General features: G+C 62.8%; 24 protein-coding genes. 8 read left to right on the top strand and 16 right to left on the bottom strand.

Annotated elements, in window-relative coordinates:
• Positions 1 to 12 precede the first annotated feature (12 nt).
• On the bottom strand, positions 13 to 1,584 hold the full coding sequence (locus FFI94_RS26360) for an MFS transporter (protein WP_138870402.1): 1,572 nt from the start codon (positions 1,582 to 1,584) through the stop codon (positions 13 to 15).
• A gap of 97 nt (positions 1,585 to 1,681) precedes the next feature.
• On the opposite strand from FFI94_RS26360, the gene FFI94_RS26355 reads away from it, so the two are divergent.
• Positions 1,682 to 2,287 (top strand): TetR/AcrR family transcriptional regulator, encoded by a 606-nt coding sequence (locus tag FFI94_RS26355; protein ID WP_138873433.1) that lies wholly within the window; start codon positions 1,682 to 1,684, stop codon positions 2,285 to 2,287.
• A 5-nt stretch (positions 2,288 to 2,292) separates the two neighbouring features.
• Here the strand turns inward: FFI94_RS26355 and FFI94_RS26350 are convergent, their stop codons facing one another.
• Positions 2,293 to 3,312 (bottom strand): adenylate/guanylate cyclase domain-containing protein, encoded by a 1,020-nt coding sequence (locus tag FFI94_RS26350; RefSeq protein WP_260684524.1) that lies wholly within the window; start codon positions 3,310 to 3,312, stop codon positions 2,293 to 2,295.
• 225 nt (positions 3,313 to 3,537) lie between these two features.
• Here FFI94_RS26350 and FFI94_RS26345 point away from each other — a divergent pair, with 225 nt between their 5' ends.
• Complete coding sequence (locus FFI94_RS26345; RefSeq protein ID WP_138870400.1) at positions 3,538 to 4,254, top strand: DUF6319 family protein; 717 nt, start codon at positions 3,538 to 3,540, stop codon at positions 4,252 to 4,254.
• 73 nt (positions 4,255 to 4,327) lie between these two features.
• Positions 4,328 to 4,984 (top strand): trypsin-like peptidase domain-containing protein, encoded by a 657-nt coding sequence (locus FFI94_RS26340; RefSeq protein WP_138870399.1) that lies wholly within the window; start codon positions 4,328 to 4,330, stop codon positions 4,982 to 4,984.
• A 41-nt stretch (positions 4,985 to 5,025) separates the two neighbouring features.
• Here FFI94_RS26340 and ilvD read toward each other — a convergent pair whose 3' ends face one another.
• On the bottom strand, positions 5,026 to 6,720 hold the full coding sequence (gene ilvD, locus FFI94_RS26335) for a dihydroxy-acid dehydratase (RefSeq protein ID WP_138870398.1): 1,695 nt from the start codon (positions 6,718 to 6,720) through the stop codon (positions 5,026 to 5,028).
• A 123-nt stretch (positions 6,721 to 6,843) separates the two neighbouring features.
• Here ilvD and FFI94_RS26330 point away from each other — a divergent pair, with 123 nt between their 5' ends.
• The 3 genes from FFI94_RS26330 to FFI94_RS26320 all read left to right on the top strand — a co-directional run bounded on the left by FFI94_RS26330 (position 6,844) and on the right by FFI94_RS26320 (position 10,197).
• Complete coding sequence (locus FFI94_RS26330) at positions 6,844 to 8,523, top strand: alkaline phosphatase (protein WP_138870397.1); 1,680 nt, start codon at positions 6,844 to 6,846, stop codon at positions 8,521 to 8,523.
• Complete coding sequence (locus FFI94_RS26325; protein WP_138870396.1) at positions 8,520 to 9,809, top strand: alkaline phosphatase family protein; 1,290 nt, start codon at positions 8,520 to 8,522, stop codon at positions 9,807 to 9,809. The genes FFI94_RS26330 and FFI94_RS26325 overlap by 4 nt, the downstream gene beginning before the upstream one ends.
• 76 nt (positions 9,810 to 9,885) lie before the next feature.
• Positions 9,886 to 10,197, top strand: coding sequence for an HNH endonuclease (locus FFI94_RS26320; protein ID WP_138873432.1), 312 nt, complete (start codon positions 9,886 to 9,888; stop codon positions 10,195 to 10,197).
• Here FFI94_RS26320 and FFI94_RS26315 read toward each other — a convergent pair.
• A complete protein-coding gene (locus FFI94_RS26315; RefSeq protein ID WP_138870395.1) occupies positions 10,194 to 10,751 on the bottom strand; it encodes a TIGR03086 family metal-binding protein in 558 nt (185 codons plus the stop codon). The genes FFI94_RS26320 and FFI94_RS26315 overlap by 4 nt on opposite strands.
• A gap of 81 nt (positions 10,752 to 10,832) precedes the next feature.
• Here FFI94_RS26315 and FFI94_RS26310 point away from each other — a divergent pair, with 81 nt between their 5' ends.
• Entirely contained in the window at positions 10,833 to 12,077 is a 1,245-nt protein-coding gene (locus FFI94_RS26310; protein WP_138870394.1) for a winged helix-turn-helix domain-containing protein, read from the top strand.
• 49 nt (positions 12,078 to 12,126) lie between these two features.
• Here the strand turns inward: FFI94_RS26310 and FFI94_RS26305 are convergent, their stop codons facing one another.
• From FFI94_RS26305 to echA20, 4 genes are read right to left on the bottom strand one after another with little or no spacing between them, the layout of a single operon-like run.
• On the bottom strand, positions 12,127 to 13,221 hold the full coding sequence (locus tag FFI94_RS26305; RefSeq protein WP_260684338.1) for a nitronate monooxygenase family protein: 1,095 nt from the start codon (positions 13,219 to 13,221) through the stop codon (positions 12,127 to 12,129).
• Positions 13,218 to 13,973, bottom strand: coding sequence for a CoA-transferase subunit beta (locus FFI94_RS26300; RefSeq protein WP_138870393.1), 756 nt, complete (start codon positions 13,971 to 13,973; stop codon positions 13,218 to 13,220). Before FFI94_RS26300 ends, FFI94_RS26305 begins: the two co-directional genes overlap by 4 nt.
• A complete protein-coding gene (gene ipdA, locus FFI94_RS26295) occupies positions 13,970 to 14,863 on the bottom strand; it encodes a cholesterol ring-cleaving hydrolase subunit IpdA (RefSeq protein WP_138870392.1) in 894 nt (297 codons plus the stop codon). The genes FFI94_RS26300 and ipdA overlap by 4 nt, the downstream gene beginning before the upstream one ends.
• Before the next feature lie 6 nt (positions 14,864 to 14,869).
• Positions 14,870 to 15,646, bottom strand: coding sequence for a (7aS)-7a-methyl-1,5-dioxo-2,3,5,6,7,7a-hexahydro-1H-indene-carboxyl-CoA hydrolase (gene echA20, locus FFI94_RS26290; protein WP_033236660.1), 777 nt, complete (start codon positions 15,644 to 15,646; stop codon positions 14,870 to 14,872).
• Between the two features lie 102 nt (positions 15,647 to 15,748).
• Between echA20 and FFI94_RS26285 the strand changes: the two genes are divergently transcribed.
• The gene (locus FFI94_RS26285) at positions 15,749 to 16,663 is read left to right on the top strand and encodes an SDR family oxidoreductase (RefSeq protein ID WP_033236661.1); all 915 of its coding nucleotides are present in this window, start codon (positions 15,749 to 15,751) and stop codon (positions 16,661 to 16,663) included.
• A 59-nt stretch (positions 16,664 to 16,722) separates the two neighbouring features.
• Here FFI94_RS26285 and FFI94_RS26280 read toward each other — a convergent pair whose 3' ends face one another.
• The 8 genes from FFI94_RS26280 to FFI94_RS26245 form a co-directional block, all read right to left on the bottom strand.
• Complete coding sequence (locus tag FFI94_RS26280; RefSeq protein ID WP_138870391.1) at positions 16,723 to 18,681, bottom strand: M13 family metallopeptidase; 1,959 nt, start codon at positions 18,679 to 18,681, stop codon at positions 16,723 to 16,725.
• 39 nt (positions 18,682 to 18,720) lie between these two features.
• Positions 18,721 to 19,578, bottom strand: a complete 858-nt coding sequence (locus tag FFI94_RS26275) for a type IV toxin-antitoxin system AbiEi family antitoxin domain-containing protein (protein WP_138870390.1) — start codon at positions 19,576 to 19,578, stop codon at positions 18,721 to 18,723.
• Between the two features lie 96 nt (positions 19,579 to 19,674).
• Positions 19,675 to 20,151 (bottom strand): hypothetical protein, encoded by a 477-nt coding sequence (locus FFI94_RS26270; RefSeq protein WP_138870389.1) that lies wholly within the window; start codon positions 20,149 to 20,151, stop codon positions 19,675 to 19,677.
• Between the two features lie 86 nt (positions 20,152 to 20,237).
• Positions 20,238 to 21,230, bottom strand: a complete 993-nt coding sequence (locus tag FFI94_RS26265) for a protocatechuate dioxygenase (RefSeq protein WP_138870388.1) — start codon at positions 21,228 to 21,230, stop codon at positions 20,238 to 20,240.
• Positions 21,231 to 21,295: 65 nt separating this feature from the next.
• On the bottom strand, positions 21,296 to 22,219 hold the full coding sequence (locus FFI94_RS26260) for a PaaI family thioesterase (RefSeq protein WP_138870387.1): 924 nt from the start codon (positions 22,217 to 22,219) through the stop codon (positions 21,296 to 21,298).
• Positions 22,220 to 22,264: 45 nt separating this feature from the next.
• Positions 22,265 to 23,029, bottom strand: a complete 765-nt coding sequence (locus FFI94_RS26255) for a pirin-like bicupin family protein (protein ID WP_138870386.1) — start codon at positions 23,027 to 23,029, stop codon at positions 22,265 to 22,267.
• A gap of 28 nt (positions 23,030 to 23,057) precedes the next feature.
• The gene (locus tag FFI94_RS26250; RefSeq protein WP_138870385.1) at positions 23,058 to 23,819 is read right to left on the bottom strand and encodes a pirin-like bicupin family protein; all 762 of its coding nucleotides are present in this window, start codon (positions 23,817 to 23,819) and stop codon (positions 23,058 to 23,060) included.
• Position 23,820: 1 nt separating this feature from the next.
• Positions 23,821 to 24,786 carry a pirin family protein gene (locus tag FFI94_RS26245; RefSeq protein ID WP_138870384.1) on the bottom strand — a complete coding sequence of 322 codons (966 nt, stop codon included), beginning with the start codon at positions 24,784 to 24,786 and terminating at the stop codon, positions 23,821 to 23,823.
• Positions 24,787 to 24,798: the final 12 nt, after the last annotated feature.

Raw genomic sequence — 24,798 nt, 5'->3', positions numbered from 1 at the left:
ACTCACCAGCCGTCAAGCCAAAGGCGCTGCCGTCGATTCCGACGGCAGCGCCTTTGTGCTCTTCTGCCGTCCGGGTGCCCAGAATCCGAGAACGACCGCAGAAACCCAGATGATGACGGCCAGGGTCAATGCGGCTTGATTCATTCCTTCGATGAAGGCTTCGCGGGCGAAGTCCGCCAGTTGATCACCTTGTGGTCCGGCGCTTTCCGCGATGTGCAGGGCCGCAGCCAGGGAACCCGAGACCGGTTCCTTCGCTGGTTCAGGCAGCATGTCGACGGCAGGTTGAACGTGCCGAGCGTACGTCGTGGCCAAGATGCTGCCGGCAAGGGCAACGCCTATTGCAGAACCGATTTCGCGCGTGACGTCGTTGATCGCCGACGCGACGCCCTGTTTGGCGTCCGGTGTGTTGGACACGATTGCGGCAGTGGCCGGTGTGGTGCACAGTCCCAATCCGATGGCGGCAACAATCAGGGGAATGCACACGTCGACATAACTCGATCCCAACTCCAACCTGGTCACGAGTGCGATTCCGGTGCCGAGAAGCGCAATTCCCACTGCGGTGAGAATGCGGAGTCCGACGAGCGGGATCAGCAGCGGCGATACGACGGACAGTGCCATGACAGGGACGGCCATCGGGAGAAGTGCGAGCGCCGATTGCAGTGGTGAATAGTCGAGCACAAGCTGCAGGTACTGCACGAGCATGAAGAACATGCCGAAGGTGGCGAGGAACTGCAGGACGAGTGATGTTGCGCTACTGCCGAATGCGCGGTTGGCAAACAGTCCGACATCGAGAAGCGGATGGGCGGAACGCAATTCCACGAAGCTGAACACGATACCCATGGCGATTCCGCCGATCAGAAGCGCAAGAACCACGGGGTTCAACCAGCCGCGGACGGGCGCTTCGATCATGCCGAGGACAAAAAGGCCGATCGCCGCGGCAATCAGTGCGGTGCCCAGGAAATCCAGCGGAGTTGTCTCCTCGTCCTTCGACGACGCGATGGTGAACGAGGCCACCAGGATCAGTCCCGAGACAACGGCGAGGCTGATGAATATCGAATGCCACGACCATTTTTCGATCAGGAACCCGGAGATGACAAGTCCGGCAATGGCGCCCGAGCCTGCCACGCCGGACCAGACGCCGACAGCTCGGCTGCGTTGGGTGGCCGGAAAACCCGCTGTGAGCAGTGAGAGCGTCGCCGGCATGACAAATGCGGCGCCCACTCCGGAGACGACTCGGGAGGCGATGATCCACGACGGTTCGTCGATGAAGACGGGGATCGCGCTGCCAGCCGCAAAGACGACCAACCCGAACATCAGCAGTTCGCGTCGGCCGTAGCGGTCACCGAGCGCGCCGGCTGCCAGCAGCAGGCAGGCGAGCACAAGTGTGTAGCCGTCGACGATCCAGGTGAGCTGCGTTTGGGTGGCGCCGGTGTCGCGGGCTATGTCGGGGAGTGCGGTGTTGAGGGCGGCCATGGCTGCGACGACCAATGCCACCGCGCAGCACGAGACTGTCAACATCCAGATCTGCCGCGGTGTCCAGGTGCTCTGTTCGATCTCCGTCGTACCGGTCACGAGGCCTCCCATAGAAACGAGACCACCAGTATCGTTGGGAGAATGGTAGTTCCACAACCCCCGATTGGGTATAACTGTGGTTGTGACAACGGTTGACGCAGATCGACAAATGGCAGACGAGGATCCGCGCAAACTGCGATCCCGGACTCGATTGCTCGATGCTGCAACAACACTTCTTGCCGAAGGCGGAGTCGACGCTGTGACGATCGACGCTGTCACCAAGCTCGCGAATGTTGCTCGCGCGACCTTGTATCGGCATTTCGACAGCGGCACCGAGTTGGTGGCCGCGGCGTTTGCGCGGCTACTGCCGTCCGTGCCTGCGCTGTCGGGCGAGGGCGATCTGCGAGCCCAGCTGCTCGAACTTCTCACCAATCAAGCCAAGGCGATCGAGAGCGCTCCTATCCAGGTCACAGCTATGTGCTGGCTCGGTTTGGGGCCGGATCTGACAGGCTACTCGAGCACAGCGGCGCTGGCCGAGCGGCAACCGGAGATGCGGTCGCTGCGACAGATGATCATCGAGCAGTACCGGGACGCGTTCGACCGGGTCTTGCGTACGCCCGAGGCAATCGAGGAGTTGGGGGAGTACGACTACGACGTGGCGCTCGCGCAGTTGGTCGGTCCGTTGGTGCTCACCAAATTGGCAACGATGACGCCGTTGGGGGAATCAGCGTGTGCGCAGATCGTCGACGATTTCCTCGCTGCTCGACGCGCATGAGCGGGCTACGGTTCGAGATTGCGTCGTAGTACGTACTGCTCGAGGCGGTCGATGCCGCGCACCCGCCGCGGCCGGAGGTGACGGAGCTTGAAATTGGCGTCGCCCGTCACCGCGGCGGCCAATTCCGAATCGATCAGTACGGTGCCGGGGCGCGCGGAACTGGTGAGCCTGGCAGCCTTATTGACCACCGACCCGTACAGATCGCCGAAACGGACGAGCGTCGGACCCATGGCGAGCCCCACCCGCAGTTGTGGATCGTCGTGGTCGGCGAGTACGGCGCTTTGAATCTGCAAGGCGATTTCGGCGGCGTGATGGGGGCTTTCCACGGCGAACATCACCTCGTCGCCGACGGTTTTGACGACCCACCCGAAGTTGCGGCCGATGATTTCCGTGGACGCGGATTCGAAGCGTTCGAGCAAGTCGTTGAGTTCGGTGGGGTCGAGTCCTCGGGTCAGTGAGGTGTATCCGACGATGTCGGCAAAACCGACGACCAAGATCCGGCTGGAGAATTCTTCTCCGGGATTTCCGACGTTCCGACCCGTCGACGACGCGACGTGCCGCTTCCACACATAGGTCTGGAGCGATTCGACAGCGGGGATGATCTCGGCCCCGAGCCGCAGAATTTGCTTGCGGATCGCCTCGGGGTCGTCATCCGCGGACTCCGTCAACTGATCGACGATATGAGTGCCGATGATCGAGACCTGCCATTCGGCGAGACGCGACATCGACTGGCCAAGCGCGCGTGCCGCAGCGACTTCACTACTGCGCGAAATGATTCCACGATCGACCATTCTGATGATGCCCTGCAGGGCATCGGCGTCCTGTTGAGTGAACATGACGGCGTCCGGGTCGTCGTTGATGGCAAAACCCATCGCGACCCACAGGCGATCTGCACGCTCACGGGAAACACCCGCGAATTCGGCGATCTGAGATTGCGTGTAACACCGCGGACCGCCGAGGAGGAATTCTTCGACATCGGACTGAATGCGGCTGAAGGTGAGAGCGTCGAAACCGCTTCGGGACAGCGACGTGCCGGGTTCGGTGCCCTCGTCGACCGGTGCTGATTCCGAACTGCTCACTGTGCTCCTTGCGTCCCATGTGCTGTGTTTCCGACACTATCTTTCACGTGCGCTCTGCCGAACAGTACTGAATTCGGCGAACCTGGGAGGCGGTGAGCGGGAACGCGTCGGTGCCCTGTGCAAGAGTTGCCCCGAGAAAAGCTATACCGACACTCTCGAAAGGATTTGCGCATGCCACCCCGTAGACGTTCCGGCGCTACCGCATCAACGCCGGATCACCTCACTGCGGAAAACTTGGCAGCTCTCGCCACGGCAATCGCCGAAGGCAAACGCGCCACCGTATACCTACGCGAGGCAACCCCCAGCCTCGGCATCGACGCAGGAACGTCCGCGAAGGTGGTGTCGGTGGACGGGAACACCGTGCTGATCCGCCCCAAGGGCGTCAATGACGAATTGCCTTTCGAGGCAGAGGAATTGCGCATCAATCGCGTGGCGTCGACGCCCCCCAAACCGGCGCCCCGCCCTAAACCAGTTGTGGAGTCCGAACCGCTCATGGAACCACTCGTCGAAACTCGGCCGAAGCCCCGAACCACACCGGCCCCGGCACCCGCTCCGGTCACTGCGCCCGCTGCAACTCCCGCGCCTCGTCCGGCGGTCAAGCGTGCCAAGAAACTGCCGCCGGGAGTCAGTGTCACCATCCATGCCGGCGCCGACAACGACTGGAGTGTCACCGTCACGTTGGGCGCCAAGCGGCCGGGCAAAGCGGTTCCCGTGGCACCGGACGCAGTTGAGCGTGCCATCCGCGAACTGGGTGAGCCGACGGCCATCGAGGCCGTTGAATCGATCATCGTGGAGGCCCGCGACGCCGCAGCCGCCAGGGTGGACGAGCTCAGCCGTCAACTCGAAGAAGCCCGCAAGATGCTCGAGGCGCTGGGAACCAACGAGTAACTCTCCTGCGTAGGTGCCGAGTTTCCGGGGTATGCGATTTGTGCAGCGGGGACTACTCGGCGGGGAGTGTGTGATGTTGCAGAGAATCATTTCCGTATTGGCGGCGGTCGTAATTGCACTGGGACTCGGGTTGGTGGTCAGTGGGACGGCCGTTGCCGCGGCAACACCCCTCGGTGGGGGCAGCGGCATCATCATCAGCAACGAGACGATATGTACGTTGACGACGATCGGGCGCGACAACGGCGGCCGGCTGGTGGGAATCACCGCAGGTCACTGCGGTGGACCTGGCTCGACGGTTGTTCCGGAGGACAACGAGGGAGCCGGGGTCGTGGGCACCTTCGTCAAGTCCAATTCAGAGCTCGACTACGCGATCATCGAGTTCGATCCGGCAAAAGTAACGCCTGTTCGGACCGTTGACAGTGCAACCATCACGTCGATCGGACAGCCAGCGAGCTTCCCGGCCATCGCCTGCAAAGAAGGCCGGACAACGGGGCAGACGTGCGGCGTCGTGTGGGGAAATCTGAGCGCCGACGCTCAGACCTGGACTCAGGTGTGTGTTGACCACGGCGATTCCGGAGCCCCCGTCACCGTCGGAACCACATTGGTGGCGATGGTGAACGCCTACCTGTACGTGCCGTGCCTGGGGCCGGAACTCGGCACCAACATGTCCTCGATCATCGCGGATATCAATTCCGATGGAGGCGTCGGTGCCGGGTTCCAGCCGATCTAGGTCGGTGCGCTATCTGGACTCGGTGCGGTATCTGTACGGCTTCAGCCGCACACTGCTCCACCTGACGCTGATCCCACCAGCTTGGTGTACTTCGCCAGCACGCCGCGCGTGTAGCGCGGGGGCAACGGCTCCCAACCTTCTTTGCGGGCAACCAGTTCCGCGTCGTCGACAAGAAGTTCCAGCAGACCGGTACTGACGTCGAGCCGGATCTGATCGCCGTCACGAACAAACGCGATGGGTCCGCCGTCCACAGCCTCCGGCGCGACGTGCCCGACGCACAGGCCGGTGGTTCCGCCGGAGAATCGTCCGTCGGTCAGCAGCAGGACGTCTTTACCCAGGCCGGCGCCCTTGATAGCGCCGGTAATGGCCAGCATCTCGCGCATTCCCGGGCCGCCCTTGGGGCCTTCGTACCGGATCACCACAACATCGCCGGCGGTGATGGTGCCGTCCTCGAGCGCGTCCATAGCGGCCCGTTCGCGTTCGAAAACGCGTGCAGTGCCGGTGAATACGTCGGACTCGAAGCCGGCGGACTTGACGACCGCGCCGCCGGGAGCCAACGAGCCCTTGAGGATCGTGATGCCGCCGGTCGGGTGAATGGGCTTGTTCATCGCCCGCAGAACCTTGCCGTCCGGATCGGGTGGGGTGATGTGCGCCAGATTCTCCGCCACGGTCCTACCGGTGACCGTCAGGCAATCGCCGTGCATGAGACCGGCGTCGAGCAACGCCTTCATGATGACGGGAACTCCGCCGATGCGGTCGACGTCGGTCATGACGTGTTTTCCGAAAGGCTTCACGTCGGCGAGATGCGGAACCTTGGCTCCGACGCGAGCAAAATCGTCGAGCGTCAGCGGGACGTACGCTTCGTGTGCGATCGCGAGGAGATGGAGCACCGCGTTGGTGGAACCACCGAAAGCCATGACCACCGCTATCGCGTTCTCGAACGCTTCCTTGGTGAGGATGTCCCTGGTAGTGATTCCCCGACGAAGGAGTTCGACGACGGCTTTGCCGCTCTCGCGAGCGAACCCGTCACGTCGACGGTCCGGCGCCGGCGGCGACGCGCTGCCGGGTATCGACATGCCCATGGCCTCCGCAGCACTGGCCATGGTGTTTGCGGTGTACATACCGCCGCACGCACCCTCGCCCGGGCAGATGGAGCGCTCGATGATGTCGACGTCTTCGCGGCTCATCAACCCGCGGGCACACGCACCGACAGCTTCGAAGGCGTCGATGACGGTGACTTCGCGTTCACTGCCGTCGGACAGTTTTGCGACGCCAGGCAACGTGGAACCGGCGTAGAGGAACACGCTGGCGAGGTCGAGGCGAGCCGCCGCCATGAGCATGCCCGGCAGTGATTTGTCGCAGCCGGCGAGGAGGACCGAGCCGTCGAGGCGCTCGGCCTGCATGACGGTTTCCACACTGTCCGCGATCACTTCTCGAGAGACGAGGGAGAAGTGCATACCTTCGTGACCCATCGAAATACCGTCGGAAACGGAAATGGTGCCGAATTCGAGAGGGAATCCACCGCCCTCCCGGACGCCTTCCTTGACAGCTTTGGCCAGGCGGTCGAGGGAAAGGTTGCAGGGGGTGATCTCGTTCCACGATGAGGCGACGCCGATCTGCGACTTGACCCAGTCGTCGTCACCCATTCCTACTGCACGCAACATGCCTCGCGCTGCGGTCTTTTCCAGTCCGTCGGTGACGTCACGACTTCTGGGCTTGATGTCGGGTTCGGTCATTTTCCAAGCATAGGCTCCGCCTGAACCAACTTCCGGGCTACTGGCGACGGCACGCAGGCGAAGCCTGGGTGAACATCGCGAAGCTCTCTTGAACATCTGTTCAGAAGCGGATTCACTCCTAGCGTGCACACGAATGCCTTTGATCGAATAACCAGACGTGGCCTCCTGCAGAGTTCGGCAGCGCTGGCCGGTGCAGTGGGCCTCGGTGTCGCCTCGGCCAACCGCGCGAGTGCCGAGGTGGCTGTGGGCTTCAACCACGGAGTCGCGTCCGGTGACCCGCTGCCGGACGCGGTGATCATCTGGACGCGTATCACTCCCACAGCGGATGCGACCCCGGGTTCGGGAATCGGGCCCGCAGTGACGCTGAACTGGCAGGTCGCGACCGATGAGGGGTTCGCGACAGTCGTGGCGTCGGGAAGTGTCGTGGCTTCAGCTGGGTCGGACCACACGGCCAAAGTTGATGTGACGGGCCTCGATTCGTCCACCACGTACTGGTACCGATTCACCGCCGGTTCGGTGCTCTCACCCACCGGACGGACTCGCACCGCTCCGTCGAATTCGGCGGACATCGATCGGATGCGCTTCGGAGTTGTCTCCTGTTCCAACTGGGAGGCAGGATATTTCGGTGCCTATCGTCATCTCGGGTTCCGGGAGGACCTCGACGCGATCATCCACTTGGGCGATTACATCTACGAATACGGCCAGGGCGAATACGGCGCCAAGAACGGATCCGTACGTCTGCACGAACCGGCGCATGAAATCATTTCCCTGGCGGACTACCGAATCCGGCACGCGCAGTACAAGACCGACCCGGACCTTGCCGCTCTGCATCTGAAACTGCCGTTCATCGCGACGTGGGACGATCACGAATCGGCCGACAACGCGTTCCGCGACGGCGCCGAAAACCACACTCCCGGCGTCGAAGGCGAGTGGGCGGATCGTAAGGCCAACTCGGCCAAGGCCTACTTCGAGTGGATGCCGGTTCGGCCCTCCGGCAGTGGTTCGAACGTTCAACTGTACCGGCGGTTCCGCTTCGGAAACCTGGCAGAAATCTCGATGCTGGATCTGCGCACGTACCGCGACGAGCAGCCCACATTGCGTCAGGTCGACGACCCGAATCGCACCATTACCGGACGCGCGCAAATGGATTGGCTCACCAGCGGTATCGTCACCTCGCCTGCGCAGTGGAAGATCGTCGGTAATCCCGTCATGATCACGCCGTGCGTATTTCCGCCGCTCGAACCGGCAACGACGGCGGCCCTGACCGAATTGGTCGGCCTTCCTCAGGCGGGTTTCCCGTACAACACCGATCAGTGGGACGGGTACACCGCCGACCGCACGCGACTGTTCGACGCCATCACCGCGAACAACGTTGACAACACGGTCTTCATCACCGGAGACATTCACACGTCGTGGGCGTGCGACCTGCCCACCAACGCCGCCAACTATCCGGGTGGACCGACCGTCGGCGCGGAGTTCGTTGTTCCGTCGGTGACCTCTCCCAACATCGATGACATGTTGAAGGTGCCGCCGCGCACCGTTTCCCTTGCGGCGGAAGAAGCGTTCAAGGCGGTCAATCGCCACGTTCGGTACGTCGAACTGGATTCGCACGGCTACGGTGTATTCGACATCGCCCGCGATGGTACCCAGATGGATTGGTACTACGTGGACAACGTCACCGATCCACAGAGCAACGCCCATTACGCAACCAGTTACCGGCTGCCTGCCGGTGCCCGAAGCAGGGTTGCGCCGTCCTTCAGTCCGCTCGACCCGAACTCGTACCGACCAGGAGTCAACCAGTGAGCCTCGAACTCTCGCGCCGCAACGTCTTGATCGGCGGAAGTGTACTTGCGGGAACAGCTTTGCTCGGTGCGCCGGCGAATGCGGGCGTACCTACAGGTGGCGGACTTCTTGATGGCGGACTACCTGACGTCGACGTCTACGTCATGGTTGTCGACGGTATGCGCCCGGACGAACTGCGAGCGGATCTCACACCGATGCTGACCGGTCTGGCTGCCGGTGGTGTTCACTACCCCAATGCCAGCGCGATCAACATCGCCGAGACGCTTCCCAACCACACGGCGATGATGACCGGCGTGTACCCCGCGCGTTCGGGTGTGCCGGCCAATTCCGTCTACGACCCGGCGATCGACAAGAAGCGTGATCTCGATCGGGCTTCGGATCTGCAGACGTCGACGGTCCTCGACCGCGTGCGCACCGAGCTCGGATTGACCACTGCGAGTGTGCTGTCCAAGCAATACCTGCACGGGTTGTTCGGTGATCGTGCGTCCGTCGTCTGGGATCCGCAGCCACTGCTTCCCGGCACCGAGCATGCCCCGGACAATTTCACGATCGACGCGTTGATGAGGATCGTCGGCGAAAGCTCACCGCGGTTGTCGTTCACCAACCTCGGCGACGTGGACCGTGTTGGTCACCTTGATCTTTCGGGACCGTCGATTCGGATCGCGCGTACCGCCGCACTGCAGAACACCGACAATCAGGTGCGACGCTTTGTCGACTTCCTTCACAGCACCGGACGGTGGAATCGAAGCGTCCTCATTGTGCTGGCCGATCATTCGATGGACTGGTCGGAGCCGACGCGTCTCATCGGGCTTGATCGCCCTCTCAACGCAGATCCGTTGTTGTCCGGAAAGATCCGCATCGCGCAGAACGGTGGCGCCGATCTGATCTACTTCGTGGGACCGGATCAGGAACGGGTAGAGGCTGTTCGACGCATTCAGGAAATTGTCGGCGCCGTCGACGGCGTCGAATCGAGCCATCTTCCAGCAGAATTCAATCTCGGTGACAATGCCGGTGACGTTGTTGCGTTCTGCGCGCAGGGGTGGCGGTTCAGTGATCCGACACCGCTGTCCAACCCGATTCCGGGTAACCACGGCCACTCGGTGACGCTGCCGATTCCGTTCTTCCTCAGCGGTGGTCACCCGGCACTCGACGGCGGTCGCCGCGTCGATACTCCGGTACGCACGATCGATGTGGCACCGACAGTCGCGGCGCTCTTCGGTCTTCCGGCACCGGCCGGAGGATGGGACGGCGCCGCTCGCACCGCGGGTATTCAGGTAGGTGTCTAGGGGCGGTCAGTAGCATGACGAGGTGACGATCAACCGCAGTCGCAAAGCCCGGTACGCGCGCAAACGTAAACGCCGGATGGACAGCACGACACACGACCTCAGCGCCGAGCAGTGGGCCGCCCTCAAATCCTCCTGGGACGGGTGCGCCTACTGTTGCGCGCAGGACGTACCGCTGCAACGTGACTGTGTTCTGGCGATCTCGCGCGGCGGTCGTTACACGCTCGACAACATTGCGCCGGCCTGCGCGTCGTGCAATGCCAGCAAGTGCAACAGCGAAGTCACACTCTGGCTGCGTCGCAAAGGGTACGACGAGAAGTCGTTCCTACTCCGTCATGCCGAGATCGGTATCGCGCTGAGAGGGCGTTTCGCGGAGACGGAACTTCTCTAGCGTGGATCACGGCCGGTGAGTGCCATCAACTTGTCCTGCAGAGACGAGTCGTCGGGAATCTCGACCGGGGCGGCAAACAAACCACTTTCGGCAAGCATGTCGCGCTGGCCGTCGAGATCGGACCAGACGGCTTCGACGAGCGTCTGATCCAGTCGATCGTCCGCACCGACGGCTCGCGCCAGATCCCACGCGTGAATCGTGACGTCAGAGGTCTGCTGACGCAGATACGGCTCCATGTTCACCGTGCCGTAGGACAGATGAACCTGCGTATCGAGATTGGTCGATTTCCAGGCATTGATTGCGGCTTCGGAGTACTTCTGCCATTCGGTCCACAGATCGTCGCCGACCGGAACGATGTCCGGCGTCGCTTCGCCCACGGTCAGCCCGGACAGTAGAGGTGGCACCCACTGTTGCTCCTCGATCACATGACGAACCAGGTGTTCCACCTGCCAGTCGGAATCGGGAGTGGGCGCAGTCCAGTCCTCGACCTGAGCGAGTCGTGAACCGAATTCACGGTGGGCAGTGAGCACAAGTTCGAGCCAATCGAATTCCACACTCGAGGGTAACCCGATTTCGGCAGGCTCAATCGGGGTTCTCGAATTTGCTGTCGGTGGTGATGGCTAGTCTCCTCGAGTATGAGCGAAGTTGTGTCACCGGCCGCGGCGCGCCGCATCGCGCTTGCAGCTCAGGGGTTTGGCAAAGCGCACCCCGCGACGGTGACGCGACGCAATCTGATCGGGGTAATGGACCGATTGCAGGTGCTACAAATCGATTCGGTCAACGTTTTCGAGCGCAGTCACTACCTGCCGATCTACGCGCGCACGGGTGCGTACGACAAGTCGAGACTCGATCAGCTCGCCTTTGCACCCGGATCGGGATACCTCGAATACTGGGGCCACGAAGCGACGTTCCTACCCATCGACATGTGGCCGCTTTTCCGTTGGCGAATGGATCAGTTTCGGGAAAAGGCCCTCGCAGACAAGGACGGATGGGCGTCCGAGCGTCTCGACTTCCTCGAGTGGCTGCGCAGCGAATTACGCGACAACGGGCCGATGGCGGCGAGCGAGGTCGAGCACGACGCGAACAGGCGTCGCGGTCCGTGGTGGGGCTGGTCGGACGTGAAATTCGGTCTGGAGACCCTGTTCCGGTGGGGTGAGGTGGTATCGGCGGGTCGAGCGGGGTTCGAACGTCGATACGCACTCGCCGAGCACATCTTGCCACCGGCAATCCTCGACGCCAAAGTCGAGCGGCCGGATGCGATCCGTGAGCTCGTATTGCGGGGAGTGAAGGCACACGGGCTCGGCACTCTCGACGATATCGCCGACTACTTTCGGCTACCCAGCGCAGAGACCAGAGTTGCATTGCACGAGCTCGAAGACGCCGGCAGCGTGCGCCTCGCCTCCGTCGAGGGATGGGAGCGTCGAGGAAAACCGCGGGAAGTGTGGATTGATCCTCAGGCCAAGCGGCCCAGGGCAATTCGAGCTGACGCTCTGTTGTCGCCCTTCGATCCCGTGGTGTGGGCGCGTGATCGAGCGTTGCGACTCTTCGACTTCCACTACCGGATCGAGATCTACACCCCGGCGCACAAGCGTGTTCACGGCTACTACGTGCTCCCGGTCCTGATCGACGACAAGATCTGTGCCCGAGTCGATCTCAAGAACGACCGGCAGAACCGTCGGCTGCTCGTCCGCTCGGCGTGGGCCGAACCCACCGCGGACGCCGATACTGCGCCTCGGCTGGCGGAGCTCCTTCGCCGAACTGCGCAGTGGCAGGGCTGCGACACCGTAGAGGTGGAGGACAAAGGCACGCTGTCTCAGGAGTTGTCCGCCGCGATGAGAGCCGTGCCGGACAACGAGTACGACACAGCGCAAACGCACTGAGTGCGCCGCCCCGACATGGGGGAGGCGCACTCAGTGATGGTTACGTGATTCAGCGAAGAGCAGCGAGCGCGTCGATGCGCTTGACGGCGTCTTCCATGATGCTGTCGATCAGTTCCTTGCAGCTGGGCAGATCGTTGATCATGCCGACAACCTGACCCGACGCCAGCACGCCGGCTTCGGTGTTACCTTCCACCAGACCGGCTTTGAGCAACATCGGGGTGTTGGCAGCCATGATGATCTGCATGACTGTGCGGTCACCGGACCGCTTCATCGCGAGGCCGTCCTTGGCCAGCGTCGACCACTTCATGCCCGTCATGGCCTTGAACTTGGTGGCGTTCTTGGCAGCGGCAATCAGACCGGAAACATAGCTCGACTGCTCGAGACTGTTCACCAGGTCGGTGTTGAGCACGCGGTGCGGCATGCCGTCGACCTTGCGTGACACCGTCGTATCCGTCAGGCCGCGCTTGAGGTATTCCTGCTTGACGGAATCAGGTACGGAGGAATCGCTCGTGAGCAGGAAACGAGTGCCCATCGCGACGCCGGCAGCGCCGTAAGCCAACGCTGCAGCCAGACCGCGACCGTCGAAGAAACCACCACCGGCAATAACCGGGATGTCAACGGCGTCGAGAACCGAGGGGAGCAGAAGTGTCGTTGCCACGCCGCCGGTGTGACCGCCACCCTCGCCGCCCTGGACGACGACGGCGTCCGCGCCCCAGGACGCAACCTTGACCGCGTGCTTCGCAGCACCGATCGACGGTACGACGACAATGCCGTTGTCCTTGAGCTTGGAGATCAGATCCTTCTTGGGAGCCAAAGCAAATGATGCAACCTTGACGCCTTCGCGGATCAGCAGATCGATGCGCTGCTTGGCGTCCGAGGCGTCGGCGCGCATGTTGACGCCGAACGGCTTGTTCGTGAGCTGCTTCGTCTTCTTGATCGCGTGCTCGAGCTCGTCGTACGTCATCGTGGCCGAAGCCAGGATGCCGAGACCGCCCGCGTTAGCCGTTGCCGACGTCAGAGCGGGACCGGAAACCCAGCCCATGCCCGTCTGCACGATCGGGTAGTCGACGCCAACCAGTTCGGTCAGCGCAGTCTTTATGCGAGGTGTTGATCTACTCTCGCTCCGCTCGACCGGGGTACTCACGCGCTGACCTCACGGTCCCGCAGGTTGCGCGGGTCGAGGGTCTCGCGGATGAGGTGGAGTTCCTCGGCGGTGGGGTCACGGGTGATACCGGCCTCGGCGAGTCCGGCAACCTCGAACGAGGTGTTCTCGGCAACCTCTTCGGCCGTGACGCCGGGGTGAAGGCTCAACGCGCGGAAGGTGTTTCCCGGTCCGCCGAAGTCGAAGACACCGAGGTTGGTGACAACGCGCGGGATGTTGAGGTACTTGTATGCCGGGTTCTCGGGATCGATCTGGTCGTAGCCGACGCCGCACACCACGTCGACCTTGTCGACGAACACTCGCTTGGAGTGCTTGGGGACGAAGTAGCTCGTGGCGTGGTTGATCGTGTTGCCCGGAGCTCCGCGCACACCGAACATCTGACGCGACGGCTGCTGCAGCGGGCCGAAAGCGGAGAGGTTCTGGTTACCGTGGCGGTCGAGCTGGTTTGCGCCCATGACCACGTGGCGACGACCGGAAGCAACCACGTCGAACACCTTGCGGAACGGCATCCATCCTTCGATGGGGCCCTTCGTTCCCACTGCCGGGGTGTCCTCGAAGATGAGGGCTTCGCCGTCGGTGATCAGGAGATCAGGCTCGGTGGTCAGACGGGCCAGGCGAGCGCCGATGGTCGATGACGTCGACATCGGGCTGGCCATGATTTCACCTGCGCCGGAGAAGATTTCGGCGCAAGCCAGGACTACGTACTCTGCGCGGGTGACGGTGGATTCGCTCATGACGCCTGCTCCTCTGCAAACTTCTTTACTGCGGCCTGGTAGTCCTCTTCGCTGCCGGAGAGGAAGGTGTCGACAAATGCCTGCCACGACTCGGGGGTCTTCGCGGCTTCGGCGTAGTGACGCTGGAACTTCTCGTCGCGGCCGTAGCTTTCGCCGGCGAGGGTGAAGTGCGCACCGTTCGGAGCCTCGACGACGCCGTCGACCATCATGCGGTTGATCAGAAGATTCTGCAGCGGAACGGATTTGACCAGTTCCTCGGTTTCGACGATGCGTTCCACCGAGACGTAACGCTTCTCCGCTGCCATGCAGTACAGGTCGTCGAAGTACGGGTCGACGCCGTTGTATGCGGCATTGCCGTGCTTGTCACCGAGGTTGAGGTGAACGAACGACGCGTCGAGGTTGAGCGCGGGCATCGCGATCAGGGTCTCGGAGCGGCCGTCGGCCTCGGGGTACGGGGAGGTGACGGTCTTGAGTTCGTCGCCCCAGAAGTTGCAGACATCGGATCCCAGGCCTGCGCGGATCGGCAGGAAGGGGAGACGGGCAGCTGCAGCTTCGAGGCCGCACTTGACCATTCCCTCGTCCATTTCGCGGGACTCGATCTCACCGTTGGTGCGTGCCTTGGCAAACCACGGGTCGTAGAACGGAGCCGAGTCCAGGGACACGAAGCCGTAGTACGCCTTCTTGACCTTGCCGGCCGAGCACAGCAGGCCGAGATCCGGTCCGCCGTACGTGACGACCGTCAGGTCCTTGATGTCCGAACGCAGGATCGCGCGAACGAAAGCCATCGGCTTACGGCGAGATCCCCAGCCGCCCAATCCGATGGTCATTCCGGAGCGAAGCTCGCCGACAACCTCGTCGAGCGACATTGTCTTGTCACGCTTGCTTGCCATGATGTCTCAGCCTTCCTTCTGGGTTGCGTTCTCACGCGGCTTGCCGGTTGCGACGAACTCGTCGCGATGCTCGTCGGATACACCGAGCAGGTTGAGCTCGAAGGTGTATCCCTGCTCGAGGCGGTAGCTGCTCTTGACGTCGACGGGGTCGATGCCGTTGATGGCTTCCTTCGCGCACCGGATGATGCGGGTGTCCTTGGCGGCGATCTTGGCAGCGATCTCGCGGGCGCAATCGTCGAGCTTCTCGCGCGGGACGACGTCGTAGACGCTGCCGAACTGCTTGAGTGTGTGGGCGTCGACGCTCTGGGCGGTGTAGTACAGCGTGCGCATCATGTGCTGCGGTACCAGGCGAGCGAGGTGTGTTGCTGCGCCGAGTGCGCCGCGGTCGACCTCGGGGAGCGAGAAGATCGCGTCGTCGGAAGCGACGATGACGTCAGCGTTGCCGACCAGGCCGATGCCGCCGCCGACGCAGAAGCCGTTGACTGCCACGACGACCGGAACGGCGCAGTCGTAGACCGCGGCAAAAGCAGCAGCGCAACCGCGGTTGGCAGCAACAAGAGCGTCGTAGCCGTCGGTGGCCTGCATCTCCTTGATGTCGACGCCGGCGTTGAATCCGCGGCCTTCGGCTCGCAGGATCACGACGTGGGTATTGAGGTCTTTACCTGCGGCGAGGATCGCGTCGGCGAGATCGAACCATCCCTGCGACGGGATTGCATTGACCGGTGCGTAGTCGATGGTGACCGTGGTGATGCCGGTCCCGTCGGAGGAGGTGCTGATGCCCATAGCGGGTTTCCTTACGTCTGTGTACCAAACCAAGCGATTGCTTGGTAAGTTAGCACACAAGCGGAGCCGACAAGCCCGAGCAGAGTGCAATAGGAGATAAAAATGAGTGGATTGGTCGATGGACGCGTAGTCATCATCACCGGGGCAGGCCGCGGTATCGGACGCGCGCACGCACTGGCATTCGCGGCAGAGGGCGCCAAGGTTGTCGTCAACGACATCGGCGCAGGTGCTGACGGCTCCGCAACCGGCGAGAGCCCGGCCGAGCAGGTAGTCGCAGAAATCATCGCCGCGGGCGGCGAAGCTGTTGTCAACGGTGACGACGTTGCCGACTGGGCCGGTGCGGAAAACCTCATCAAGACCGCCATCGACAACTTCGGCCGCCTCGACGTACTGGTCAACAACGCAGGCTTCCTGCGTGACCGCATGCTCGTCGGCATGAGCGAAGCCGAATGGGACGCCGTCACACGCGTCCATCTCAAGGGCCACTTCGCGCCCCTGCGCCACGCCGCCGCCTACTGGCGCGCCGAGGCCAAGGCGGGCAATCCGATCGACGCACGCATCATCAACACCAGCTCGGGCGCCGGACTGCAGGGCTCCATCGGCCAGGGCAACTACGCCGCAGCGAAGGCCGGCATCGCCGAGATGACCATCCAGGCAGCAGCAGAGTTCAAGAACTACGGCGTCAGCGTCAACGCAATTGCACCGTCCGCGCGTACCCGCATGACGGTTGGTGCCGGCGGCGCAATGGCCGAGATGATGGCAGCTCCGGAAGAGGGCTTCGACGCCATGGCTCCGGAGAACGTCTCACCGCTCGTCGTGTGGCTCGGTAGCGCAGAGTCCAAGGACGTCACGGGACGCGTCTTCGAGATCGAGGGTGGAAAGATCACCGTCGCAGAAGGCTGGCGTCACGGCCCGAGCGAAGACAAGGGCGATCGCTGGGACCCGAAGGAAATCGGACCCGTCGTGGCATCGCTGTTGGAGAAGGCCGAGACCCCGACGCCGGTGTACGGAGCTTAAGCACTCACTGATCCTGAAGGATTTCGATCGCTCAGCGAACGAAATCCTTCAGGATCAGGTCACCAGATCTTTACGCGCTTCTCCGGCTCCAAATACAGTGCATCGCCGGGCTTGACGTCGAACTCCTCGTGGAAGGTGTCGAGGTTGCGGACGACGCCGTTGCAGCGGAATTCCGGCGGTGAATGCGGGTCGACGGCGAGTCGACGCAGTGCCTCGGCCTCTCGCGCCTTGGTCCGCCACACCTGAGCCCATCCGAAGAACACGCGCTGCAAACCGGTGAGCCCGTCGATGACAGGCGGTTCGGTGCCTTCGGTCGCGATCTTGTACGCCGCGATCGCGATGGACAGGCCGCCCAGATCGCCGATGTTCTCGCCGATCGTGAACTCGCCGTTGACATGATGGCCGGGCAGTTCCTTGGGCTCGAATTCGTTGTACTGCTCGATCAAAGCCTTTGTACGCTTGCCGAATTCGGTGCGATCGTCGTCGGTCCACCAGTCGACCATGTTGCCGTCGCCGTCGTACTTGGCACCCTGATCGTCGAAACCGTGCCCGATCTCATGGCCGATGACGGCACCGATTCCACCGTAGTTGGCGGCGTCGTCAGCGGCGGCGTCGAAGAACGGCGGCTGCAAAATGGCTGCGGGGAACACGATCTCGTTCATGCCGGGGTTGTAGTACGCGTTGACCGTCTGCGGGGTCATGAACCACTCGTCGCGGTCGACGGGCCCACCCAGCTTGGCGAGGTCGCGGTCGTATTCCGCGGCGTATCCGCGGCGGTAGTTTCCGACGACATCCGTAGCCGAGATCTCGAGACCCGAGTAGTCACGCCACTTGTCGGGATAGCCGATCTTGGGGGTGAACTTCTCGAGCTTGGCCAGCGCAGCCTTGCGGGTGTCCGGGCTCATCCACTCGAGGTCGGAGATGTTGCGGCGGTAGGCTTCCTGAAGATTGCCGACCAGTTCCTGCATGCGCACCTTGGCTTCGGCCGGGAAATGGCGTTCCACGTACAGCTTGCCGACGGCTTCGCCGAGCAGGTCCTGGACCAGGCCGACGCCACGCTTCCAGCGCTCACGGTTCTCTTCGGTACCCGAGAGCGCGGTGCCGTAGAACGCGAAGTTCTCGTCCACCAACGAGGAATGCAGATACGGAGCTCGCGCATGGATGACTTTCCATGCAGCCCACGCCTTCCAGTCGTCGAGTTCTTCCGACGCCCACAGCGCGGTGAAGGTGTGCAGGAATCCGGGCTGGCGAACCACGATTTCCGCGAACTTATCGGAAGTTGTTCCCAGGCCGGACAGCCAAGCAGCCCAGTCTAATCCGGGGTTCTGCTCGGTCAGTTCCTCGAATTCGACGAGGTTGTAGCTCAACTCGGCGTCACGACGCTTCACGACGTCCCAGTGCCCGGCCGCGATCTTCTTCTCGAGGTCGAACACACGCTGCGCCTCATAGCCGAGCCCCGCGAGATTGAACATCTTCTCGACGTGGGCGACGAACTTGTCGCGGATCTCGGCGTAGTTCTCTTCCCGGTAGTACGACTCGTCGGGCAGGCTGATGCCGGACTGGCTGAAATGGATGAGATAACGCTCGGAGTTCTTCGCATCCGTATCGACGTAATGCGCGATAGCGCCGCCGACACCGGTGCGCTGATGGCGTCCGATTACCGTGGCCAGCGAAGAACGATCGGCCGCGTCCGCGATTGCGTCGAGTTCGTCGTCGATCGGCGTGAGACCGGCAGCCTCGATAGCGTCGGCATCCATGAAACTGGAGTACAGATCGCCGATGCGTTGGGCATCGGTACCGGACTCCGGTGACGACGCGGACGCCTCGGTGATGATGGTCTGCACATCTTCCTCGGCCTTGTCGTACAGCGTGCGGAAAGCGCCGTCGACTGCGCGGTCTGCGGGAATCTCGTATTCGGCGAGCCATTTCCCGTTGACATGGACGAACAGGTCGTCCTGCGCGCGGGTCTCGCTGTCTAGGTGGGTGAGGTCGATGCCTGAGCGATGAGCCGTGGTCATTTCTCCATCCTTACACGATCACCACAATCCGCTCAGTCGTTATCGTGAGCCGTTCAGTGCTCGGGCGATCTGCGTCACCACAAGTTCAGGTGTGAGCGTCAATTGATGCCAGCTGAAGCGGAGGACATGCCAGCCCGCGTTGACCAGAATGTTCTGCCGGTGCAGGTCGGAATTGAACCGGTCCACATCTCGGTGCCACGCCCAACCGTCGACCTCGATCGCTACGCCGTGCGAGACGAACGCCACGTCTATGACAAAGCCGCAGCTTCGGTGCTGAGTGGTCCAGCCGGAGATCCGGTGCAATCTCAAAAGCTGATGCAAGATCCGCTCGGCTTCGGATTCGCCGCCCCGTCCAGCGGCGCGCAGCAGTTTTCTTGCTGCGGCGCTTCCGGTGCGCCCGAGGTTGCGTTGATGCACCGCTTCGAGAATCGGGAGGGATGTGTGGCGTTGAAGCGCTCGATCCATCAGCTCCGCACCATCGGACACCACCACCGCCGTTTCCAGCACTGACAGTGGCAGGCTGGTTACGCGCAGGGAGCGGCGGTTGTCGACGTCGCGGCGATCGAGGTCGCGTCGGCGCACCTGAACACCCGTGCAGGTGACGGACCGGGACAAGGGCACGGTCACCGAATGGCGGCGTGGAGGTTTGCTGAGCAGTCCGTGCCACCATGCAGCCGAGGGGCCGTGCGCGCACCCGTCGCTGCTGTAGACGGCCGCACGCAGATCGACTGCCGGTGTCCGTTCGCGATCCTCGCGTAGGTAGACCCCGGTGCGCAGGGCCGTCCATTCGCCGGAGATCAGTCGCCGCGAGATTGCAGCGGAACTGACACCACTGCTTATTGCCTGCGCGCGGGTGATGACGCCGTCCTGGGCCGCCATGATTTTGTTGGTGTTCATGACTGCTTGGACGTGGCACAGCGCTGGAGGTTCCCCGAGGGACGCTGATCGTGAAGGATTTTGCTCGCTCAGCGAACAAAATCCTTCACGATCGGATCAGCTCCCGCTGACGATCAGGGCGGGGAGGATCGTGGAACCCATCGACGAACCTACGGCCGCTGACCCAATGCCGAGAGGGACGAGTACAGACATCATGTTCTGGTAGTCAACAGCCTCGATGGGCGGAAGTCCGGGGATCGGATTGGGAACCGGTGCGTGACGCTGCCAGGCGCCACATCGGTCGGAGGTGAAGCTTGTATCGCCCCAACTGATTTCGATTGTTTCGGGGCCGCCGCCGTAGTTGTTGGCAATGATGTCCCGGCCGTAGCCGGTGCGCTCCCAGTAGCAGGATCGACCACCTGAAGTGCTCCACAGGCCAGGCAGCATCTGGCCGTCACCGCCACCGACGCGGTATACGCCGTCGGTGCCGGCCGGGATGTAGGTGCCAGCGGCGTTGGCGACACCACCTCCTGCGAGTGCCATACCGACTGCCGACGTGACGCACAACAGTGCGCCGACAAACTTCTTCTTCACTCAATAACCCCAATGTTCGCAAACTGGACTTGCGAACATTAGCCGACCAACCGGTCTGATTAAGTGGGCCCCTTGATTGTGAAGGATCAGGCGTCGATGCCCAGGTTGATGACGGCGAGGTAAGAGCCGTCCGACTGCTTTTCGGCGGTCATCATGCCGGTGTCGGAGAAGATGCTGTCGTTGGCATTGTTGGTGTTGCTCTCACGGCCAGTGTGCTCGCTGTACGGGCTGACGGCGTACACCTCGTCGAGAAGGGACTCCTCGAAGAAGGTCTGCGTGGTCAGGACGGTCTTCTTGTCGATGTGAACCTTGACGTGGATGTGCGTGGTGCGGCCCATGTACCAGCCCGGGAAAATGGTGGTGAACTGGGCGATCCCGTTTGCGTCGGTGGTCTGGGCGCCGCGCAGGTAGGTGCCGTCGTCCGTGGTGGTGGCTTCGCTGTCACCGACGCTGTACGAGCCGTCGGAGGTTTCACCCGAGCCGCCCATCGAGCCCATGTCGCCGCCGCCCATGCCACCGCCGGGTCCGCCTGACGGGGGCTGGCCCATGCCGCCTGCGGGAGGTTCGCCCATGCCGCCGGCCGGAGGAGTTCCGCCACCGCCGCCACCGTTTGCGCTCAGGGAACCGGACTCGAAGCCGGAGTACACGCCGCCCGCGTCGCAGTGCCAGATCTCGACGACGGCGTTGCTGACTGCGCCTACGGTGCCGTCGGCGTTGCAGATGCTGTTGTCCTGCACCCGGAGTGCGACCTGCAGGGTGGTGCCTGGTCGGTCTTCGCGGATGTCGCTGCGGATGGAGTCGACGTCGAACCAGTACGGGCCCTGAGTTTCTTCTTCACTCATGACGCACTGCGGTGCCTTGGCGAGCAGCGCGGTGACCGCGTCTGCGGAGGTTGCCGAGGCAGCGGTGGCGCTGGTGCCGGCGGTGGTCGTAGACGCTGCAGCGGTGGACGTCGTGGTGGAGCTGCCGTTGTTGCCGGAACATGCGGCGATGAGTCCGCCGAGGCTGATGGTTCCGCCGAGCGCCAGTGCTCGTCTACGGCTCACTCGTTGCCGGCTGGCTTCGATGTCTTTGTTCACGCGTCTACCTCCATTGATCTGGGCTGTTGATTCAATGGTGGACGAGCGCCCTGGCGCGAGGCTGGTTATCGGCTGTGAACTTGCTGGGAGATCATCTGGACGCTCGAAGTGGCGCGGATGTAGACCTGGCCGGTGTTGTCCACGATGCGCGATTCGATGAGTGCGAGCCTACGGCCGGCGCGGATCACGCTGGCTTCGGCACGCATGACGGGACCACCGATGGCGGGTGAGCGCAGGAAGTCGATCTTGTGGTCGAGGACGCGGTAATCCTGTTCGGCGGTGGTGAGGGTTTGCGCGGCGAGTCCGGTGATGGCGTCGGTTACGGAGATCAGTACACCGCCCTGCACTGCGCCGAGGGGATTTGCCATCCATTCGACCGGCGCGAGTTCGCCGACGACCGAACCTGGCGTCACCTCGGTCAGCGTGAGGTCGAGGAGTCCATTGAGCGGTCCGCGCTTGATAGTTCCGGCCAGGATTCCTTCGACGACGTCGGAGCCGCTGCGCCCGTTCAGATCGCTGACTTCCTCGGGCACCGGTACGTCAAGGGCAGGGCCGGCGATGTACTCGTCGGGTGCGACGACGGGTGGCCGTGAGACAACCATGGCGCGTCCGGCCATCACTGCCAGGAGAGTGTTGTCGTCACCGCGTAGTTGCCCCGACGCAAGGCCGACGCCGTCGTCGAGGTGCATGAGTACACCGGTGGCTCCGACTGTTCCGATCGTCGGGATATCGGCGGCCGCACTGACCGTGACCTGAGCGAGAACCGACTGATGGCCAGAAGTGAGTCCCGAGTACACAGCTCCGCCCATGGCGCCGTCGATCATGACGCCGAGCGATCCGAGCACTGTGCGTCCGCGATGGTCGTGGAAGCGATTCCCGATTGTCTGAGCGAAAGTGAGATCGCCCGGTGTGATCGCCACTGCGCGTACATCCATCAAGGTGTTGAGGGGATCAAGTTTGACGGTGGGCGCGGAGTTGTCGATGCTCATGCGTCGAGTATCGCCCGAACCTGGGATGGGAGTTGACGGCGGGTCTCAGCCACCGATACGTGCGTGCATCTCCCAGACCAGTACTTCGGCACCGGTTTCGGAGGTGACGAGTTGTCCGCCGGAGTCGCTCATCCGCACGGCGTCACCTTCGTAGAGGGTGCCGGTGCCCTCCAGCTCTGCGGTTCCTTGCGCTACGAAGACATGGAGGAACGGGGCGCTCGGCAGGCTCACGCTTGTTCCCGGGAGAATCCGAGCCACATGTAGTGCCGCGTACTTGTTGTTGATGCGGATAGCCGAATGATCTTTGTAGCGATCCATTCCGGAGGCGACGGGTATCAGGCCACCGCGTAGGAGTTCGTCGTCGATTTCGAGTTGTTCGTATCCAGGTGTCAGTCCGCCCTCGTCGGGTGCTACCCACATCTGGATGAAGTGCACGGGGTCGGAGTGCTGTCGGCCGCCCAGACGCCACGAGTCGTTCTTCTCGCTGTGCATGATTCCGGTGCCCGCGCTCATCCGTTGCGCGAGTCCGGGATAGATGACGCCGGAGTGTCCGATGGAGTCTTGGTGAACGAGGGAACCGCGAAGCACCCACGTCACGATTTCCATGTCCTTGTGCGGGTGAGTATCGAATCCGGTGCCCGCGAGCACAGTGTCGTCGTTGTTGACGAGGAGCAGGCCGTGGTGGGTGTTGTCGGGGTCGTAGTGCTGCCCGAACGAGAAGGAATGTTTTGAATCAAGCCAGGAGATGCGGGATTTCAGGCGATCGCCGCTGCGATGGACGTCGATGTGCGGGGTTGTGAGCGCCGACATGGCGTTCCTCCTTTGGGGCCGAATTCCTTCAGCGTACGAGATGCGGCTGCAGTCCGGCGTGCATCTCCCAGATCAGGACCTCCGCTGGTTCCACGGCGGTGACTCGATGTCCGCCGGTTTCCTTGAGTCGCAACGAATCTCCAGCAATGAGAGTGTCCACGTCCTCTACAGTGACGGAGCCCTGCGGGATGTAGGCGTGAACATACGGAGCGTCCGGAAGTGTTATGACTTCGCCGGGTTCGAGCCGTGCGACGTGCAGCGCCGCATACTTGTTGTGAAGCGTGATCGCACTGTGATCGCGGTGCGCCGGCATTCCCGACGCCAAGGTGATCAGACCACCGGCGTCGAGTTCGGTATTGACGTCGAGTTCCTGATAGCTCGGAGTGATCCCGGATTCGTCTGGCGGAATCCACATTTGGACGACATGGACCGGTTCGGTGTGGCGGGTACCGTCGGCGCGTCTGGTGTCGTTGCGCTCGGAATGCAGGATCCCGGTTCCGGCGCTCATTCGTTGCGCGAGGCCGCGATGAATTTCGCCGGTATGCCCCGCTGAATCCTGATGGACCAGGGAACCGCTGAGCACCCACGTGACGATTTCGGTATCGAGGTGTTGATGGGTGTCGAAACCGGAGCCGGCTTCGACGATGTCGTCGTTGTTGACCAACAACAACCCGTGTGCGTAGGCGGCGTGGTCGAAGTTCCCGGCGAAGGGAAAACTGTGACGCGACGTGAGCCAGCCGTAGTTCAGGTGCGCACGTTCATGCGCACGCTGAACTACTACCGATGACATGTCAGCTCAGAGTTTCGTGGGCTGCCGGGATGGAGCCGAGGCGTCCGGCCTGGAAGTCCTCGAACGCCTGCATTACCTCGGACTTGGTGTTCATGACAAACGGTCCGGCCATGGCGATGGGCTCGCGGATCGGCTTGCCGCCGAGGATGAAGACCTCGAGCGATTCGGTCCGTGAATCCTGGCGATCGGATGCGGCGATGGTGATGGAGTCGCCGCGTCCGTAGACGGCGGTCTGGCCTGCGCGGATCGGCCGACGGTCGGCGCCGACGGTTCCCTCACCGGCAAGAACGTACGCGATGGCGTTGAACTCGGGGTTCCACGGCAAGGTGACGCTGGCGCCAGGTGCGATGGTCGTGTGGGACAGGGCGATGGGCGTGTAGGTCGATCCCGGTCCGGCGTGGCCGGCAATCTCTCCGGCGATGACGCGAACCAATGCGCCACCGTCGTGCGAGGAAAGCAGGGCCACCTTGTTTCCGGTGATGTCCTGGTACCGCGGCGCCGCCATCTTGTTGTCACGGGGCAGGTTCACCCACAGTTGGACGCCATGGAAGAGGCCGCCGCTGACAACGAGGTGCTCCGGGGGAGTCTCGATGTGGAGGATGCCGCCACCTGCGGTCATCCACTGGGTGTCACCGCCGCCGATAATGCCGCCACCACCGTTGGAGTCCTGGTGCTCCATGATGCCGTCGATCATGTATGTGACGGTTTCGAAGCCGCGGTGCGGGTGCCACGGCGTGCCCTTGGGTTCGCCGGGGGCGTAGTTGACCTCACCCATCTGGTCCATGTGGATGAACGGGTCGAGTGCGGAGAGATCGATGCCCGCGAATGCGCGGTGTACGGGGAACCCTTCGCCTTCGTAGCCGACCGGAGCGGTGGTGATGCTCTTGACGGGGCGGCTGACTGCGGACGCTGCAGGCTCGTCGAGCCGGGGCAGGGCCAAAATATTCTCGACTGTCATAGCAGGCATGTCGTACTCCTT

Origin of the sequence: Rhodococcus sp. KBS0724 (assembly GCF_005938745.2) — a bacterium.
Lineage (GTDB): Bacteria > Actinomycetota > Actinomycetes > Mycobacteriales > Mycobacteriaceae > Rhodococcus_F.
The sequence above is the reverse complement of the archived record's forward strand: the minus strand, read 5'-3'. Positions and strand labels throughout refer to the sequence as shown.